Origin of the sequence: Aquabacterium soli (assembly GCF_003933735.1) — a bacterium.
Taxonomy (GTDB): Bacteria; Pseudomonadota; Gammaproteobacteria; order Burkholderiales; family Burkholderiaceae_C; genus Aquabacterium; species Aquabacterium soli.
This window is the reverse complement of record NZ_RSED01000007.1, coordinates 239396-257019: the sequence shown is the minus strand read 5'-3', so window position 1 is coordinate 257019 and position 17624 is coordinate 239396. Positions and strand designations below refer to the sequence as shown.

The window sequence follows — 17624 nt, the reverse complement described above, 5'->3', positions numbered from 1 at the left end:
CCGCGCCTGCTGCGGGCGGTGGCCGATTCGTCCTTCGCCGCCGTGGCCGCAGGGTTCGTGGCCATGCTGGTGGGCTTCACCAGCACCATCGCGCTGGTCTTCCATGCGGCGCAATCACTGGGTGCCACGCCGGCGCAGACGGCCTCTTGGGTGTGGGCGCTGGGCATCGGCATGGGCCTGGGCACCATTGGCCTGTCGCTGTGGACACGCATCCCCATCCTGATCACCTGGTCCACACCAGGCGCCGCCGTGATCGCCGCAGCGGCCGGCGGGGCGGGGGGCATTTCAATGCCCGAAGCGGTGGGGGCCTTTCTGGTGTGCGGTGCGCTGATGCTGCTGTCGGGCCTGACCGGCTGGTTCGACAAGCTGATGAACCGCATCCCGATCACGCTGGCCGCCGCGCTGCTGGCCGGCATCCTGACCAAGTTCGCCCTGCTGGCCTTTGCCGGTACCACCGAGCAGCCGGGGCTGGTCATCACCATGTTCCTGCTGTACCTGGTCGGACGGCGCTGGTGGCCGCGCTTCGCGGTGCTGGGCGTGCTGCTGGGTGGCACGGTGGTGGCCCTGGCGCACGGCCTGCTCAACCCGTCGGCGCTGCAAGGCGGGCTGGCCGTGCCCGTGCCGGTGATGCCGGCCTGGTCGTGGCAGGCGGTGCTGGGCATGGGCGTGCCGCTGTTCATCGTGACCATGGCCTCGCAGGCGGTGCCTGGCGTGTCGGCCATCCGCGTGGCGGGCTACAAACCCCCCGTGTCGCCGCTGATGAGCTGGTCGGGCGTGTTCACGCTGCTGCTGGCGCCCTTTGGCGGCTACACCTTCAACCTGGCAGCCATCACGGCGGCCATCGTGCTCAGCCCGCACGCCCATGACGAACCAGGCAAGCGCTACACGGCCGCCCTGTGGTCGGGGCTGTTCTATGTGCTGATGGGCCTGCTGGGCGGCGCCGTGGCGGGCATCCTGGCGGCGTTTCCGCCGGCGCTGGTGATGGGCGTGGCCGGCCTGGCCCTGCTGGGCACCATCGGGGGTGGCCTGGCCACGGCCTTGAGCGGCGCGGCACACCGTGAAGCGGCCTTGATCACCTTCCTGGTCACCTTGTCGGGCATGACGCTGTGGGGCGTGGGCTCGGCCTTCTGGGGGCTGGTCGCCGGCACGATCGCGCTGTTCGTGGAACACTACAGGGCTCCCTCACCCGATTCCGCCGATTCGCCATGAAACTGCTGTTCGTCGCCGACCCGCTGGCCACCTTCAAGACCTACAAGGACAGCACCTTCGCCATGATGCGCGAGGCCGCCCGCCGCGGCCACGAACTGTGGGCCTGCGAGGCGCGCGAGATGGGCTGGCGCCAGGACCACCCCGTGGGCACGGCAGCGCGCCGCATCCGCCTGACGGGCGATGAGCTGGCCTGGTTCACCGTGGAAGAAGAAGCCCGCATCGCGCTGCGCGACATGGATGCGGTGGTGATGCGCAAGGACCCGCCCTTCGACACCGAGTACCTCTACGCCACCCACCTGCTGACCCAGGCCGAGCGAGAAGGCGCGCGCGTGTTCAACCGTGCGCAGGCCCTGCGCGAGCACCCCGAGAAGCTGGCGATCCTGGAGTTTCCCCAGTTCATCGCACCCACGCTGGTCAGCTCGGACGTGGACACGCTCAAGGCCTTTCACGCAGAGCATGGCGATGTGATCCTCAAGCCGCTGGACGGCATGGGCGGCGCCGGCATCTTCCGCGTCAAGCAGGACGCCTTGAACCTGGGCAGCATCCTCGAATCGCTGACCTTGCTGGGCACCCGCACGATCATGGCGCAGCGCTACCTGCCGGCCATCACGCAGGGCGACAAGCGCGTGCTGCTGATCGGCGGCGAGCCGGTGCCTTACGCGCTGGCCCGCATCCCGCAGGGCACCGAGGTGCGCGGCAACCTGGCGGCCGGCGGCAAGGGCGTGGCCCAGCCGCTGAGCGCCAGCGACCGCGCCATCGCCGAGACCCTGGCCCCAATCCTGGCCGCGCGCGGTCTGCTGCTGGTGGGCCTGGACATCATCGGCGACCGCCTGACCGAGATCAACGTGACCAGCCCCACGTGCTTTCAGGAGATCACGCAGCAGACGGGCTGGGATGTGGCTTCGCGCTTCATCGATGCGCTGGAGCAGCAGGTGGCCGCAGCCACGGCCGCGCAGGCCACCACGGCCGACTACCGCGAGTAAGCACGCAAGTCAGCGCGGCCCTCAGCGCTTGGCCGCGGCCCCATCGGCCCGGGCCGGCGCGCTGAAGGTGTCCAGCAGCCCCAGGCGGTGCGCCTCGAACACGGCCTCGCTGCGTGAGTGCACGGCCAGCTTGCCGTAGAGCTTCTTGATGTAGGTCTGCACCGTGTGCACGGTGATGCCCTGCTGGCGGGCGATCTCGGCGTATGAGAAGCCCCGCGCGATGAACTCCAGCACCTCCTGCTCCCGGCGCGACAGCACCACGGGGGCGGCTTCATCGCCCGACGTACCCTCGGTGCCCTCCACTGCCACCGGTGCAGCCAGCGCATCCGCATGCGGGGCCTCGGGCCTGGCCAGGGGCTGCATGCGGCGCAGCAGGTGCCGCGCGATCATCGGCGAGATGGGCGAGGCGCCCTGCTTGACGGCCAGCAGGGTCTGCGCAATGTCGGCGGCGTCATCGTCCTTGTGCACGTAGCCCACGGCGCCGGCTTCGATGCTGGCGACCACGTTCTCTTCATCCCCGAACATCGAGACGACCAGCATGTCGCAGGCCGGCCAGCGGGCGTGCACCTCGCGCATCAGGGTCAGACCGCTGCCATCGGGCAGGCCCAGGTCGATCAGCAGCAGATCCGCCTCGTGCTGCGCGAACCAGTGGCGCGCCGGCGCCAGGGTCGAGAACGCACCCGACAGGCTCAGCGCCGGGTGGGCCTGCACGCAGGATTCGAGGAACTCACGGTGCTGGTGGTTGTCTTCCACCACCACGACACGCCACACACTGGATTCGTTCGGGTTCATGCCGCCGAGGATAAGGCAGGACCGGGCTGCCGGGCCGTGCGCGGCAGACTCAGGCGCAACTCCAGACCGCCCTGCGCGGGCACCAGGAACTCCAGCCTCGCACCGATCAGCGAAGCCCGGCCCTGCATGGTCTGCAGGCCATGGCCCGAGGCCTTGGGCGAGGTGTGCCAGCCGCGGCCGTTGTCGATCAGGCTCAGGCGCAGGTGGTCGTCGAACACGCGGGCCGACAGCACCAGCCGCGTCGCCCCCGAGTGCTGCAGCACATTGGACAGGCCTTCGAACAGGATGTACTGCACCTGGCGCAGCACCGGCGTCTGGCCGGGCGGCCAGGACGGCAGGTCGTCCACATCCCACACCAGCTCCAGCCCGGCGGCTTTCAGGCGCGGCGTGAGGCGAAAGCGCCAGCTGGCCAGCAGGCCCACCACATCGCCCGGCTGCAGCGACATCGCATCGATCGAGAGCTTGAGGTGATCCAGCGAATCGCGCAAGGTCTGGGTGACCAGGGGCACGTCGACCGGGGTATCGGGCGGGCCCTGCAGCTGGCGCAGGGCCGAGGTCAGGTGGGCGCCCACGCCATCGTGCATGTCCTTGAGGATGCGGCTGCGCTCGGCCGACACGGCCTGGGCGCTTTCCAGCGCGGCCAGGCGCTCGAAGCTCTCTCGCAGGGCCTGTTCGCGTTCGGCCACGCGGCTGGCCAGGCTGGCGTTGAGGTCGGCCAGCGCCTGGCGCGAGCGGGCATAGTCACCCGCCAGGATCATGAAGCTGCAGGCGATCATGCTGGGGCCGGCCAGCGGCAGCCAGTACACCGAATCGAAGGGCAGGCTGCCCAGTTGCACCATCACGTCGTGCGCGCCGGCCGGCACCACCAGCGCGCAGCCCAGCACCAGCCAGGCGCCATCGGGCCGGCGGGTGCGCAGCACGTGGCCGATGGCCGCGACCATGCCCGTCAGCGCCATGCCGTAGATCAGGGCGTAGATGGCCGCCGTGATCTCGAAGCGCGGGAAGAACAGGTAGTAGGCCGGCACCAGCAGCGCCATCGTGACGACCAGCCGGTCCACCCAGGGCCAGGGCCGTTCGGTGAAGCGGAAGAAGAAGGCCGTCAGCGCCAGCTGGTACCACACCGTGGCCGTGAAGCTCAGGCGCTCCCAGACCAGCAGGTCGGTCAGTGGCGTCGGGCTGATCATCATCAAGGTGCTCAGCCCCCAGAACAGGGCCGATGCCCCCATGAAGCCGAAGGCCGACTGCGCCCGGTCACGCAGCCACACGATCACCATCACCAGGCCCAGCGAGATCATGGCGACATGGGCGATCTGCACCCCATCGACCTGGGCCCACTTGCGGTGCTTGTAGACGGTGGCCACGGTGTCCACCGGACCGATCTGGATGGGCGCCAGGCCGTTGCGCGCCTGGTAGCCACTGGCCACGCGCACGTGGACGATGTTCTCGCCCGGCTTCCACAGGTTCGCCGGCACGCTGAACAACAGGGGCACGTACCAGTGCCGCGTCACCGGATCGGCCATGGAGCCGGTGTAGTCCAGCGCCACGCCGTTGACCCACACCTGCGCGTTCATCACCACCCGCGGCAGGTACACGGCCCAGGGCGCATCCGGTGCCGCAGGCAGCGTGATGCGGAACCGATACCACATGGAGCCTTCGAAGCCGGCGTGCGTGTCCTTCCAGCGGTGAGGCAAATGCACGTGCAGCCACGGTGCCGCATCACCCGGGGGCAGGCCGGGTTGCAGATCGGCCAGCAGGCAGGCCTCGGGCAGCTCGGTGACCTGCCCCAGCGGCAAGGCCACCCAGGGGTGGATTTCAGCGGGCGCCGCCGCAGCAGATTCGGCCGCGCGCACGGGCAAGCAGCACACCAGCGCCAGCAGGCACGCGCACAGCAGCCCCCAGAGCGCAAGCCCGGAGGGGCTCAGGCGCCGGTGCGCCGCCACGCGGGCCCGGCTGGCGATCCAATGTCGATCGTGCATGGCCGAGATTGTGACCTTGTCCACCGCGCCGCGCACCCCCGCTCCTTCAGGGAATTGGCCATACCGCGCCGAAGCGGCGACAATCGGGGATTCGGCCACATGCCGACTGTTTCCGGATGGGCCCGCCTTTGTCGTCGCTCCTGCCGTTTTTCCCCCATTTTTCGCCTGCCCACCCACCATGGCCGTTCTGACCCTCAGCCAGGCCCAACTGGCCTTCGGCCACGTCGCCCTGCTCGACAATGCCGCCTTCTCGCTCGAAACCGGCGAACGCGTCGGCCTGATCGGCCGCAACGGCACGGGCAAATCCTCCCTGCTCAAGATCCTGGCCGGCCTGGAAAAGCCGGACGACGGTCTGCTGCAGATGCAGAGCGGCACCGAGCTGGCCTATGTGCCGCAGGAGCCCGATTTCGCCCCGGGCGCCACCGTGTTCAGCACCGTGAGCGAAGGCCTGGGCGACATCCGCAGCCTGCGCGAGCGCTTCGAGGCCCATGCCGATGGCGAGGATCTGGACGCCCTGATGACCCAGATCGAGGCCCGCAACGGCTGGAACTGGGAACAGCGCGTGGACGAGACCCTGCAGCGCCTGCGCCTGGCGCCCGAACTGCCCATCGACGGCCTGTCGGGCGGCACCAAGAAGCGCGTGGCCCTGGCCCGCGCGCTGGTGGCCAGCCCCGATGTGCTGCTGCTCGACGAGCCGACCAACCACCTGGACCTGGACGCCATCACCTGGCTGGAAGAACTGCTGGTCGCCTTCAAGGGCAGCGTCTTCCTGATCAGCCACGACCGCGCCTTCCTGGATGCCGTGTGCACCCGCATCGTCGAGCTGGACCGTGGCACCCTGCGCTCCTACCCCGGCAACTTCGCGGCCTATGAGGCGCTCAAAGCCCAGCAACTGGCGGATGAGGCCTTGTCCAACGCCCGGGCCGACAAGCTGCTGGCGCAGGAAGAGGTCTGGATCCGCAAGGGCGTGGAGGCCCGCCGCACCCGCAGCGTGGCCCGCATCAAGCGCCTGGAGGTGCTGCGAGACACCCGCGCCTCGCGCCGTGACGTGATCGGCCGCGTGAAGCTGGAGGTGTCGCAGGGCGAGCGCGGCGGCAAGATCGTGGCCGAGCTGGAAGACGTGTCCAAGCGCTATGGCGATCGCGACATCGTCAAGGGCTTCACCGGCACCATCCTGCGCGGCGACAAGGTCGGCCTGATCGGCTCCAACGGCGCCGGCAAGACCACGCTGCTCAAGCTGATCCTGGGCGAGCTGGCCCCCGACAGCGGCACGGTGCGCCAGGGCGCCAACCTGGGCGTGGCCTACTTCGACCAGATGCGCGACAACCTCAACCTCGATGCCACGCTGGCCGACTTCATCAGCCCGGGCAGCGAATGGATCGAGATCAACGGCTCGCGCAAGCACGTGATGAGCTACCTGACGGATTTTCTGTTCTCGCCTGCCCGCGCCAACTCGCCCGTGCGCACGCTCAGCGGTGGCGAGCGCAACCGCCTGCTGCTGGCGCGCCTGTTCGCGCGTCCCAGCAACGTGCTGGTGCTCGACGAGCCCACGAACGACCTGGACATCGACACGCTGGACCTGCTGGAAGACCTGCTGGCCGACTACCCGGGCACCGTGTTCCTGGTCAGCCATGACCGGCGCTTCCTGGACAACGTGATCACCAGCTCCATCGTGGCCGAGGGCGAAGGCCGCTGGCGCGAGTACGAAGGCAGTGTCGAGGACTGGCTGATCCAGTCGCGCCGTGCCCAGGCCCTGGCGGCGTCCAAGTCGACCCCGCCCAAGGCCGCCGCAGCGCCTGCGCCGGCAGCCTCCGCGCCCGTTGCGCCCCCGCCGGTGACCAGCCAGCCCAAGAAGAAGCTCAGCTACAAGGAACAGCGCGAGCTGGACGAGCTACCGGGCCGCATCGAAGCCCTGGAAGAGGAGCAGGCCCAACTGAACGCGGCGCTGGCCGACCCTGATCTTTACAAGAAGCAGGACGCGCACAGCATCGCCGGCCTGCAGGCGCGCCACGCCAGCATCGACGAAGAACTGCTGGGCTTGCTCGAACGTTGGGAAACACTGGGCGGCGCCTGAGGCGCTCAGGGCTCACACCAGGCCCACAGAGCCCGCAGAGAGCGGGTCAGGCCACGGAAGCCAGACGCGCGGGTGACAGGGCGGGCGCCCCACCCGCCACCTGGGCCTCGGCCCAGGCCTTCTCGGGCTCGTCGCTGGCCAGCACGATGTCGACGGCACCGGCCAGACGGCGCGTGTCGGCGCGCAGCACGCGCTGCTTGACGGCCGCGACCTGCGTGGGGTGCATCGAGAAACTGCGCAGGCCCATGGCCAGCAGCAGTTCGGTGAAGGCCGGATCGCCTGCCATTTCACCGCACACGCTCACGCCGCGCCCGGCGGCATTGGCCTGCTGGATGGTCTGGTAGACCAGGTTGAGCACCGCGGGGTGCCACGGGTCGTACAGGTGGGCCACGGCCTCGTCGGCGCGGTCGATGGCCAGCGTGTACTGGATCAGGTCGTTCGTGCCTATCGACAGGAAATCGAAGTGCTTCAGGAAGATCGGCAGTGTGAGCGCCGCGGCCGGCACCTCGATCATGGCGCCCAGCTGCACCTTGCCGATCGGCTTGCCCGATTCAGACAGTTGCCGCTGCACCAGCGCCACCTGCTCCAGCGTCTGGCGGATCTCGTGGGCACTGCCCAGCATCGGGATCAGGATCTTGACCGGCCCATGGGCGGCCGCCCGGAAGAGCGCGCGCAATTGGCGGCGGAACATGCTGGGCTCTGACAGGCTCCAGCGGATGGCCCGCAAGCCCAGCGCCGGGTTCAGCACCGATTCGTGGCGCAGCTCGCTCTGCGTCATGCCCTCCAGCGGCTTGTCGGCGCCGATGTCGACCGTGCGGATGGTGACCGGCAGGCCGTTCATGCCTTCGACCGCGCGGCGGTAGGCACCGTACTGCTCTTCCTCATCGGGCAGGTCGATGCCGCGTCCCATGAACAAAAACTCGCTGCGGAACAGGCCCACACCGGCCGAACCCGCCTCCAGCGCCACGGGCGCGTCTTCGGGCATCTCGATGTTGGCCAGCAGCTCGATGCGCTCGCCGTCGAGCGTGACGGCCGGCGTGTGCCGCAGGCGGGCCAGGCGGCTGCGCTCGAGCTCGCTCTGGCGCTGGCGGAAGCGGTATTCCTCCAGCACGATGGGCGAGGGATCGACGATCACCAGGCCGGCGTCGCCGTCGATGATGATGCAGTCGTCCTGCCGGATCAGGCCGCTGGCCTGGCGCGCCCCCACCACCGCGGGGATGTCCATGCTGCGCGCCACGATGGCGGTGTGCGAGGTCTTGCCGCCGACATCGGTGACGAAGCCCGTGAACACGCTGCGCTTGAAGGTCAGCATGTCGGCAGGTGAAATATCGCTGGCCACCAGCACCAGCGGCTCATCGCCGCCGAAATCGCGTGCGTGCGGCTGCATGGCGGGCAGGCCCACCCCTCGGCCCAGCACCCGCAGCAATCGCTCGACCACCTGCTCCAGGTCGGCCTTGCGCTCGCGCAGGTAGGCGTCTTCCATCTCGTCGAACTGCCGGGCCAGCACCTCGAGCTGCGCCGACAGCGCCCACTCGGCGTTGTAGTGGCGCTCGCGGATCCAGTCGCCGGCGGCCCCGATCAGGGCCTCGTCCTGCAGCAGCATCTGGTGCACGTCCAGCAGGGCGGCCAGTTCGGCCGGCACGTCGCTGGGCAGATCGCGCTTGAGGGCATCGAACTCGACCGCCACCGTGTCGCGGGCCTCGGTCAGGCGTGCGATTTCTTCGTCGACCCGGGCAGGATCGACGAAGTGGTGAGGCACGTCCACACGTCCGGACGCAATCAGCACGGCGCGGCCGATGGCCACCCCCCGTGAAACTGGCAGGCCGAAGATCTGGATGCTCATGTGGGGATGCTAGCAGTTCAGGCGGTGGAAGGGACTCCGGATTTAACCAGGATGCAGCCCGTCAGGGTCTTGCCCTGCGTCATGGTTCCGTCACACAAGGTTCATGGCGCGGTCATGCCCGCCGCCCACACTGCCGTGCATCAACGACCAACCGGAGATGACGATGCGGGACCTGCCTTTGCCCACCCTGCCACTGTCGGACCTGAGCCCTTCGCTCGCACGCGGCTCCGCGCCGTCCCGGAGGTCCCTTCATCGTGGCTCAACACCCCCCGATGCTGCCGCAGCCCCGAAACTGGAAGTCGTTTGGGCGCGCACTGCGCAGGATGTTCTCGCGGCCCAGCGCCTGAGGCACCAGATCTTCGCCGACGAGATGGGGGCGCGCCTGAGCGTGCCCGCCGGCAGCCCGCCCGGCCATGACATCGACCTGTTCGATCCCTACTGCGAGCACCTGCTGGTGCGCCTGGAAGGCCAAGGCGGCGAGCCCGGCGAGGTGATCGGCACCTACCGCGTGCTGACGCCGGAAGCGGCCAAACGCGTGGGCGGCCTGTACAGCGAGACCGAGTTCGACCTGACCCGCCTGCGCCCGCTGCGCGGCAAGATGGTCGAGCTGGGCCGCTCCTGCGTGCACCCCGACCACCGCCAGGGCGGCGTGATCCTGGCCCTGTGGGGCGCGCTGGCCGAGTTCATGGTGCGCAACGACCTGGACACCATGATCGGCTGCGCCAGCATCAGCATGCGTGACGGCGGCCACGTGGCCGCCAGCCTGTGGGAGCAGCTGCGCCACACCCACCTGGCCCCCATCGAGTGGCAGGTGCGCCCCCGCCTGCCCCTGCCCGTGGCCGACCTGGACAGCCACCTGGCCGTCGAGCCGCCCGCGCTGATCAAGGGCTACCTGCGCTGCGGCGCCAAGATCCTGGGCGCACCCGCCTGGGACCCTGATTTCAACACCGCCGACCTGCCCATGATGATGCGCATCGCCGACCTGCCGGCCCGCTACCGCCGCCACTTCCTGGGCGCCTGACCGCCTGGCCCCTGCCCCCCGCTTCACGAAACTACACGCGCAGCGCATAGACTGCGCGCCATGCCTGCTCCGTCCCGACCTCCGCATTCCGCATCCCGGAATGCCCCTGCCAGCCCCGCCGGCGCCCCGCCTTTGTGGCGCCTGCTCAGCCACTGCGCCGATGCCGTGGCCGCCGTGCAGGCCGGGCGATCGCTGACCGACGCGCTGGACGCCTGCCCGCCCGCCGTGCGACCCGGCACCCAGGCCTTGTCCTTCGCCGTGATGCGCCGCCTGGGCCTGGCGCGCCGGCTGCGCGCGCTGCTGGTGCCGCGCGCGCCAGCCCCCTCGGTCGATGGCCTGCTGCTGTCGGCCCTGGCCCTGGCCTGCGGCACAGAGTACAGCCCGCACACCCTGGTCGACCAGGCCGTGGACGCGGCCAAGCGCCAGGCCAGACCGGCCTCGGGCATGGTCAATGCCGTGCTGCGCCGTTTCCTGCGCGAGCGCGATGCCCTGCTCGCCCAGGCCGAGCAGGATGAAGAAGCGCGCTGGAACCACCCCCGCTGGTGGATCGACCAGTTGAAGCAGGACTGGCCCGATCACTGGCAGGCCCTGCTGCAGGCCAACCAGCACCCCGGCCCCATGGTGCTGCGCGTCAACCGGCGCCACGGCACGCGCGAGGCCTACCTCGCCCGCCTGCAGGACGCCGGATTGAACGCCACCCCGGTGCTCGGCGACGGGCTGTTGCTCACCCAGGCCGTGCCGGTGCACCTGCTGCCCGGGTTCGAGCAAGGCGACGTGTCCGTGCAGGACACCTCGGCCCAGCGCGCCGCACCCTTGCTGCTCGAAGCGCTGGGCGATCGCCTGATGCCGGGCACCCGGGTGCTCGATGCCTGCAGCGCCCCAGGCGGCAAGACCGCCCACCTGCTGGAAACCGCCGACCTGGACGTGCTGGCCCTGGACTTTGATGCCGCCCGCCTGCGCCGCGTGGACGACACCCTCCAGCGCCTGCACCTGCCCGCCACGGCCCGTGCCACCACCCGCGCGGCCGACGCCGCCGACACCAGCGCCTGGTGGGACGGCCGCCCCTTCGACGCCATCCTGCTGGACGCGCCCTGCAGCGGTTCCGGCATCGTGCGCCGCCACCCGGACGCCCGCTGGCTGCGCCGCGCCAGCGACATCCCCGCCCTGGCCGAGACCCAGGACCGCCTGCTCGACGCCCTGTGGCCCCTGCTGGCGCCAGGAGGCCATCTGCTCTACTGCACTTGCTCGCTCTTCAAGCAGGAGGGCGAGCAGCGCATCGACGCATTTTTGCAACGCCAGCCCCAGGCGAGCCGCCTGCCGGCCCCAGGCCACCTGCTGCCTGTGGTCGAATACCTTGAGGCGGTCCCCACGGGCAGCCCCGCCGAGTCTGCCGGCCCTCGCGATCCGGGGGATGGCTTCTACTACGCCTTGCTGAGCAAGTCCGCCACCCGCTGACCATGCCCGAGTCCCGCCGTCGCGTCTTTTTGCTGCGAGTCGCCACCACCGTGGCCGCAGCCGCCATGGCCGGGGCCGTCCACGCGCAGATCACCACCAGCGGCAAGCCCCAGGTCGAGCTCACCCAGTTGCAGGTCCAGCGCGCCGAGGACGGCCTGGTGCTGAGCTACGACGTGCATTTCGACCTGCCGCGGGACGTGGAAGACGCGCTCTACAAAGGCGTGGCGGTGGTGTTCGTAGCCCGTGCCGAGGTGTTTCGCGAACGCTGGTACTGGAGCGACCGCTCCCGCGCCGTGGCCGAACGCCGCTGGCGCCTGGCCTACCAGCCCCTCACCCGCCGCTGGCGCGTCAGTTTCGACGGCCTGAGCCAGCACTACGCCAGCCTCACCGAGGCGCTGGGCGTGCTGCAGCGCAGCAGCCGCTGGCGCATCATGGACGGCGCGCCCGCGCCCGACGACCGCAGCCACTACATCGAGTTCAGTTTCGAGCTCGACCGCGACGAGCTGCCCCGCCCCCTTCAGATCGGCCTGAGCGACCAGAACGAATGGACGCTGGCCGTGCAGCGCCGCCTGGCCGTTCCCGCCACCCGATGAGTCTTCAGAGATGAGCACCATCAAGGCCAACCGCTGGGCCTGGATCGTCGCCGGCCTGGCCATGCTGGGCGCCGGCCTCGTGCTGGCCTTCATGCTGGTGTTCGCCACGCAGAACCGCGAGCGCTTCGAGCCCCTGTTCGCCTGGCTGTTCTGGACGAACGTGGCCATCGCCTCGCTGCTCGGCCTGGCCATCGTGCTGGCCCTGGGCACCCTGGCGCTGCGCATACGCCGGCGCAAGTTCGGCAGCCAGTTGCTGCTCAAGCTGGCCAGCATCTTCGCGCTGGTGGCCCTGGTGCCGGGCCTGCTGATCTATGGTGTGTCCTACCAGTTCGTCTCGCGCAGCATCGAGACCTGGTTCGACGTGCGCGTCGAAGGGGCGCTGGAAGCCGGGCTCAACCTGGGCCGCAACACACTCGACACCCTCAGCCAGGACCTGGGGCAAAAAACCCAGCTGGCCGCCGAGCGCATGTCCATCCTGCCCAGCCAGCGCCTCATCGACACCGCCCCGCAACTGCTGGAGCTCGAGCGCCTGCGCGAGCAACTGGGCGCCGAATCCATCGCCCTGGTCAGCGAATCCGGCATGGTCGAGACCCGCGTGGGCGGCGACACCGCCACGCAGTTGCGCACCCAGCGCGTCAACGCCACCTGGCGGCAGGATGCCCGCCAGAAAGGCGTCATCTCCCTGATCGACGGCCTGGACGAGGGCGACACCCCCCGCGTCATCGCACTGGCCTGGATGCCCGACCGCAGCTTCAGCCTGCAGGGCCGCGGCCACTTCCTGCTGGTGCAGCAGCGCCTGCCGGCCGATCTGGTGCGCAATGCGCTGGACGTGCAGAACGCCTACCGTGAATACCAGCAACGCTCGCTGGGGCGTGAAGGGCTGCGCAGCATGTACATCGGCACGCTGACGCTGTCGCTGGTGCTGGCGGTGTTCGGCGCCATGGTGCTGGCCGCCATCCTCGGCCAGCAGTTGGCCCGCCCCCTGCTGCTGCTGGCCGAAGGCGTGCGCGACGTGGCTGGCGGCGACCTCAGTCCCAAGCCCATCTTCGCCTCGAAGGACGAACTCGGCGGCCTGACCCGCGATTTCGCGGCCATGACCCAGCAACTGGCCGATGCCCGCACGCAGGCCGAGATCAGCGCCCTGCAGGTCGACAGCGCCTATGTGCACGTGCAGACCATCCTGGACAACCTGACCTCGGGCGTGATCGTGTTCGATCGGCACGGCCTGATCGACACCGTCAACCCCGGCGCCACGCGCATCCTGCGGGCGCCACTGTCGGCCTACCGCGGCCAGCCGCTCCATGCCGTGCCCGGCCTGCAGGCCCTGGCCGTGTCCATCGACGAGCGCTTCGCGTCCTACGCCAGCGACCCCGAACCCGGCGAGCGCCAGCAATGGCAGGAATCCTTCGAGCGCCCCCTGGCCGAGGGCGGCAGCACCAACCCTGAGGACCCGAAGGCCGCGGCCCAGACCCTGCTGGTGCGCGGTGCCGACCTGCCCGCCGACGCCCGCCTGATCGTGTTCGACGACATCAGCGAGCTGGTGTCGGCCCAGCGCTCCAAGGCCTGGGGCGAGGTGGCGCGGCGTGTGGCGCACGAGATCAAGAACCCGCTCACGCCCATCCAGCTGTCGGCCGAGCGCCTGCAGATGAAGCTGGAGGCCAAGCTGGACGAGCCCGGCCAGCACCTGCTCAACCGCTCCGTCACCACCATCGTCACCCAGGTGCAGGCGCTCAAGACACTGATCAACGAGTTCCGCGACTTTGCGCGCCTGCCCTCGTCACGGCTGGCGCCGCTGGACCTCAACACCCTGGTCAACGATGTCCTGGCCCTGTACGGCCAGGCCGTCGAGAGCGGCCTGCTGACCGTTCAACTGGCGCACGACCTGCCCCACATCCTGGGCGATGCCACCCTGTTACGCCAGGTTGTGCACAACCTGGTGCAAAATGCGCTTGATGCCGTGCAGACGACAGCCAGCGACGACACCCGCCCACCGCGCGTCACGCTGCTCACCGAAGTGCGGCAGAACCCACCGGGGCACACCCCTGCCGTTCGACTCGTGATCCGAGACAACGGACCCGGTTTTCCAGAACAGGTGCTCAAAAGGGCGTTCGAACCCTACGTCACCACGAAATCACACGGCACGGGCCTGGGCTTGGCCGTGGTCAAGAAGATCGCCGACGAACACGACGCCACCGTGCGGCTGCGAAACCTGGAATCCCCTGGCAATCCCTCAGCGCCCGGCGGTTTGAGAGGGGCACAAGTTTCGCTATCATTTTCAAAGCTGTCATCCCATACTCCCGTGGCGGCGCATCCAGGCGTGTAGCGCACACCACAGAGACACAAAATTCATGGCAACCATCCTTGTAGTTGACGACGAACTGGGCATTCGGGCCCTGCTGTCGGACATCCTGACCGACGAAGGCCACTCCGTCGAACTGGCCGAGAACGCCGCCCAGGCCCGCACCATGCGCGAGCGCTGCAACCCCGATCTGGTGCTGCTGGACATCTGGATGCCTGATGTGGACGGTGTCACGCTGCTCAAGGAATGGGGCGCCAACGGCCAGCTCACGATGCCCGTGATCATGATGTCGGGCCACGGCACCATCGACACCGCCGTCGAGGCCACCAAGGTGGGCGCCCAGGCTTTCCTGGAAAAGCCCATCACCATGCAGAAGCTGCTGCGCGCGGTCGAGCAGGGTCTGGCCAAGCCTGCCCCCGCCACACCCGCACCGCTGTCACGCCCTGTGGGCCTGGGCATGCCTGGCACCCCTCACCTGGCCAGCGTCACCCCCATCACGGCCGCGCCCTCGTACCACCACAACGCGCCCTCACAGGTGGTGCCGCTTCGCAGCACCGATGTGATCGGCAACCAGCCGCTGCACAGCAGCCATGGCCACCACCCGGCCGCACATGGCCTGCACAACGGCCACGGCGCTGCTGGCGCGCTGTCCAGCGGTCTGGCGCATGAGCAACTGTTCGAGCTGGACCGCCCCCTGCGCGAAGCCCGCGACGATTTCGAACGCGCTTACTTCGAGTTCCACCTGGCCCGCGAAGGCGGCAGCATGACCCGCGTGGCCGAAAAGACCGGCCTGGAGCGCACCCACCTCTACCGCAAGCTCAAACAATTGGGCGTCGATCTCAGCCGCAATCGCAAAGCGGTCGCAAACTGATATATACTCTTGGTTTCCCGAGATCGCTACAGCGCAGATCGGGTTGATGGCCAAGTAGCTCAGTCGGTAGAGCAGCGGATTGAAAATCCGCGTGTCGGTGGTTCGATTCCGCCCTTGGCCACCACAAATGCCAAGCCCTTGATTCCTAACGGAGTCAGGGGCTTTTTACTTGTGCCGCATGTCGCTGCCCGCCTGGATTGGTACACCAAGCAGGTACACCATGGCATCTCACATCGCTTCGGTCACTGGCATCGGCGTCCTGTACATCGGCTTGCCGGTCGCGCTGACAACCGCAACAGGAATATGCTCTTGGGCCATATGGCGATGGGCGGATGACAGCCTGCTCTCCCAGGAAAGCCTCGTTCCCCGGGGCAAGCCACCCCAGTGCTCAGAGCCTCGTGCTTTGGTATAGGTGTGCGCGGCAGACCAAGCAGTTAAGATGCCTGGAATGGTCATTCGATGCGAGCGGCCTGTTCCTCCGCGCTTGAGTGCGCACGCACGGCCATGCAGCATCCCTTCTACTCTTCCGTTGGCTACACAGGCCTCTCAATGGAGGCCTTCTTTTGAACGCAGGTACGGTCGTTGCCATCATTGACGACGACGCCTCCTTACGAGAAGCCATCGGCAGCCTTCTGGCGTCGTTTGACATACGGTCCGAGGCGTTCCGCGATGCTCAAGCCATGCTTGCATCGCCGAGACTGTCAGAGTTCGGGTGCTTCCTCAGCGACGTGGTCATGCCGGATGCAAACGGCTTCGAGTTGCTCGAACGCCTGCGCGCGGCCGGCCACCAACAGCCCGTGATCTTCATGACCGCTCACAAGGCAAGAGGCTACGCTGAACGCTCCGATGCCCTCGGCGCGTGCTGCCTGCTGACCAAGCCCTTCACGACCGAAGCCCTCATGGACTGTCTGGCGAAAGCGCTGGAGAAGTAGCGGGGCTACCCCAGCGCCAGTGGCAGCTCACGGGCTGAGCCCCACCGGACTCTCAGCCCGTGGCAGGATGCGCTGCCATCCCCGCCGCCAGCGGCAAGTCGAAGGCCAGCACGGCCCCGCAGGGAAGCCTGGGCGCAGCGACCAGGGTACCGCCATGCGCTTCCACGATGGTTCGGCAGATGGACAACCCCATGCCCATGCCATCGGCCTTGGTGGTGAAGAACGGTTTGAAGATGTCGTTGGCAGCGCCAGGCGGCAGGCCTGAACCTGTATCGCCAATGGCAAGATGGACTCTGCTCGCGGCAGCCTCGGTCCGCATGCTGATGTCCAAGCTTCGTCCCCCAGTCGTCCGCTCTGCCATGGCGTCTATGGCATTGGCGATCAGATTGATGAGGACTTGTTGAATCTGCACGCGGTCTGCCAGCACCTGCGGGCGCTGGTGGGGAAACTGCACCTGCAGTCGCACCGCATGGCGGTCCAGCTCAGGGCGCATCAGTTCCACGGCCTGCAGCACCAGTGACTGCACATCCAGCACGTCGACCGAAGACGCCGCGCTCTTCACCAGGGCTCGCAGGCTGGCAATGACCTCGCCCGCGCGGCTGCCGTCCGACTTGATGCGCTCCAAGCATTGACGTGCCTCCTCTATCTCGGGCGCGGCCTTTCTAAGCCAGTTCAGGCCTGCGCTGGCGTTGGTCACGATGGCGGCCAGCGGCTGGTTGACTTCGTGCGCAATCGAGGCCGTGACCTCGCCCATGCTTGTGAGCAGGGAGGCCTTCCCAAGCTCCCGGTGTGCAACACGCAACGCGTGCTCCATGGCGCGGCGGCGTGACAGCTCGCGGAACACGAGCACGGCGCCGGCCGAAGGCTCGCGGTCACCAGCGAGGGGCGTACTCTGCTCCTCGACCGGCCACTCCTCGCCCGTGCGGGAGAGCAGCAAGGCATTGCGCACCAGCGGCGCACCCTGCTCCGGATCCTGCAGGACCTCCAGTGCAGTGGACCGCAGGGGCTCACGCGTCGTCTCCTCGACGATGCGGAACACCTCTTCAAGAGGGCGTCCCGCGACCTCGGCCGACGTCCAACCCGTGAGCCGCAGCGCGACGGGGTTGAGGTAGGACACCACAGCGCCCGGGTCTACCACGATGACGGCGTCGCCGATGCTGGCCAGTGTCGCGGCGTAACGGCGCTCGCTCTGGCGCAGCCGGCGCTCGGCGGCATGCTTGTAAAGCGCCATCTCGACCACGGTACGAAGCTGCGTGGTCTCGAACGGCTTGAGCAGGTAGCCGAAAGGCTCGGTCAGGTTGGCCCGGCGGATGGTCTCGTCGTCCGCATAGGCTGTCAGGAAGATGACCGGGATGTCGCACTGCTCACGGATGGTCTGGGCGGCCTGGATGCCATCCACCGGCCCGGCCAGCCGGATGTCCATGAGGACGATGTCGGCCTTCGATGCGCTCGCCAGCGCTGCGGCGTCCGCGCCGTCCGCGGTCATGGCAGTCACGGCATGGCCCATGGCCTCGAGCTGCTGCCGGATGTCGCGCGCGACGATGCGGTCGTCTTCCACAACCAGGATGTTGACCAT

The 17624-nt window shown here is 68.6% G+C and carries 13 protein-coding genes and 1 tRNA gene; 10 read left to right on the top strand and 4 right to left on the bottom strand.

Annotated features, from left to right (window positions below):
• The first annotated feature begins 9 nt into the window (after window positions 1–9).
• Window positions 10–1209: a benzoate/H(+) symporter BenE family transporter gene (locus EIP75_RS11180; protein WP_125243345.1), complete on the top strand. Its 1200-nt coding sequence runs from the start codon at window positions 10–12 to the stop codon at window positions 1207–1209.
• On the top strand, window positions 1206–2192 hold the full coding sequence (gene gshB, locus EIP75_RS11175; protein WP_125243344.1) for a glutathione synthase: 987 nt from the start codon (window positions 1206–1208) through the stop codon (window positions 2190–2192). The genes EIP75_RS11180 and gshB overlap by 4 nt, the downstream gene beginning before the upstream one ends.
• A gap of 21 nt (window positions 2193–2213) precedes the next feature.
• Here the strand turns inward: gshB and EIP75_RS11170 are convergent, their stop codons facing one another.
• On the bottom strand, window positions 2214–2984 hold the full coding sequence (locus tag EIP75_RS11170) for a response regulator (RefSeq protein ID WP_125243343.1): 771 nt from the start codon (window positions 2982–2984) through the stop codon (window positions 2214–2216).
• Window positions 2981–4960: a sensor histidine kinase gene (locus tag EIP75_RS11165; RefSeq protein WP_125243342.1), complete on the bottom strand. Its 1980-nt coding sequence runs from the start codon at window positions 4958–4960 to the stop codon at window positions 2981–2983. Before EIP75_RS11165 ends, EIP75_RS11170 begins: the two co-directional genes overlap by 4 nt.
• A gap of 178 nt (window positions 4961–5138) precedes the next feature.
• Between EIP75_RS11165 and EIP75_RS11160 the strand changes: the two genes are divergently transcribed.
• Complete coding sequence (locus EIP75_RS11160) at window positions 5139–7034, top strand: ATP-binding cassette domain-containing protein (protein WP_125243341.1); 1896 nt, start codon at window positions 5139–5141, stop codon at window positions 7032–7034.
• A 46-nt stretch (window positions 7035–7080) separates the two neighbouring features.
• Here EIP75_RS11160 and ptsP read toward each other — a convergent pair whose 3' ends face one another.
• Complete coding sequence (gene ptsP / locus EIP75_RS11155) at window positions 7081–8877, bottom strand: phosphoenolpyruvate--protein phosphotransferase (protein ID WP_125243340.1); 1797 nt, start codon at window positions 8875–8877, stop codon at window positions 7081–7083.
• A gap of 163 nt (window positions 8878–9040) precedes the next feature.
• On the opposite strand from ptsP, the gene EIP75_RS11150 reads away from it, so the two are divergent.
• The 7 genes from EIP75_RS11150 (at window position 9041) to EIP75_RS11120 (ending at window position 16048) form a co-directional block, all read left to right on the top strand.
• Window positions 9041–9898, top strand: coding sequence for a GNAT family N-acetyltransferase (locus EIP75_RS11150; protein ID WP_125243392.1), 858 nt, complete (start codon window positions 9041–9043; stop codon window positions 9896–9898).
• Between the two features lie 60 nt (window positions 9899–9958).
• Window positions 9959–11353: a 16S rRNA (cytosine(967)-C(5))-methyltransferase RsmB gene (gene rsmB / locus EIP75_RS11145; protein ID WP_125243339.1), complete on the top strand. Its 1395-nt coding sequence runs from the start codon at window positions 9959–9961 to the stop codon at window positions 11351–11353.
• Window positions 11354–11355: 2 nt separating this feature from the next.
• Window positions 11356–11946, top strand: a complete 591-nt coding sequence (locus EIP75_RS11140) for a DUF4390 domain-containing protein (RefSeq protein WP_125243338.1) — start codon at window positions 11356–11358, stop codon at window positions 11944–11946.
• Window positions 11947–11956: 10 nt separating this feature from the next.
• Window positions 11957–14269: a sensor histidine kinase gene (locus EIP75_RS11135; RefSeq protein WP_125243337.1), complete on the top strand. Its 2313-nt coding sequence runs from the start codon at window positions 11957–11959 to the stop codon at window positions 14267–14269.
• A 25-nt stretch (window positions 14270–14294) separates the two neighbouring features.
• On the top strand, window positions 14295–15116 hold the full coding sequence (locus EIP75_RS11130; protein ID WP_125243336.1) for a response regulator: 822 nt from the start codon (window positions 14295–14297) through the stop codon (window positions 15114–15116).
• Window positions 15117–15164: 48 nt separating this feature from the next.
• Window positions 15165–15240, top strand: a tRNA-Phe gene (locus EIP75_RS11125).
• Window positions 15241–15679: 439 nt separating this feature from the next.
• Window positions 15680–16048: a response regulator transcription factor gene (locus EIP75_RS11120; protein ID WP_158622822.1), complete on the top strand. Its 369-nt coding sequence runs from the start codon at window positions 15680–15682 to the stop codon at window positions 16046–16048.
• Window positions 16049–16100: 52 nt separating this feature from the next.
• Here EIP75_RS11120 and EIP75_RS11115 read toward each other — a convergent pair whose 3' ends face one another.
• Window positions 16101–17624, bottom strand: a complete 1524-nt coding sequence (locus tag EIP75_RS11115) for an ATP-binding response regulator (protein ID WP_125243334.1) — start codon at window positions 17622–17624, stop codon at window positions 16101–16103.

Excerpts from the sequence above, each read along its gene's own strand:
- gshB (WP_125243344.1), top strand. The coding sequence starts at position 1,206 with ATGAAACTGCTGTTCGTCGCCGACCCGCTGGCCACCTTCAAGACCTAC.
- EIP75_RS11170 (WP_125243343.1), bottom strand. The coding sequence starts at position 2,984 with ATGAACCCGAACGAATCCAGTGTGTGGCGTGTCGTGGTGGTGGAAGAC.
- EIP75_RS11165 (WP_125243342.1), bottom strand. The coding sequence starts at position 4,960 with ATGCACGATCGACATTGGATCGCCAGCCGGGCCCGCGTGGCGGCGCAC.
- EIP75_RS11160 (WP_125243341.1), top strand. The coding sequence starts at position 5,139 with ATGGCCGTTCTGACCCTCAGCCAGGCCCAACTGGCCTTCGGCCACGTC.
- ptsP (WP_125243340.1), bottom strand. The coding sequence starts at position 8,877 with ATGAGCATCCAGATCTTCGGCCTGCCAGTTTCACGGGGGGTGGCCATC.
- EIP75_RS11150 (WP_125243392.1), top strand. The coding sequence starts at position 9,041 with ATGCGGGACCTGCCTTTGCCCACCCTGCCACTGTCGGACCTGAGCCCT.
- rsmB (WP_125243339.1), top strand. The coding sequence starts at position 9,959 with ATGCCTGCTCCGTCCCGACCTCCGCATTCCGCATCCCGGAATGCCCCT.
- EIP75_RS11140 (WP_125243338.1), top strand. The coding sequence starts at position 11,356 with ATGCCCGAGTCCCGCCGTCGCGTCTTTTTGCTGCGAGTCGCCACCACC.
- EIP75_RS11135 (WP_125243337.1), top strand. The coding sequence starts at position 11,957 with ATGAGCACCATCAAGGCCAACCGCTGGGCCTGGATCGTCGCCGGCCTG.
- EIP75_RS11130 (WP_125243336.1), top strand. The coding sequence starts at position 14,295 with ATGGCAACCATCCTTGTAGTTGACGACGAACTGGGCATTCGGGCCCTG.
- EIP75_RS11115 (WP_125243334.1), bottom strand. The coding sequence starts at position 17,624 with ATGGTCAACATCCTGGTTGTGGAAGACGACCGCATCGTCGCGCGCGAC.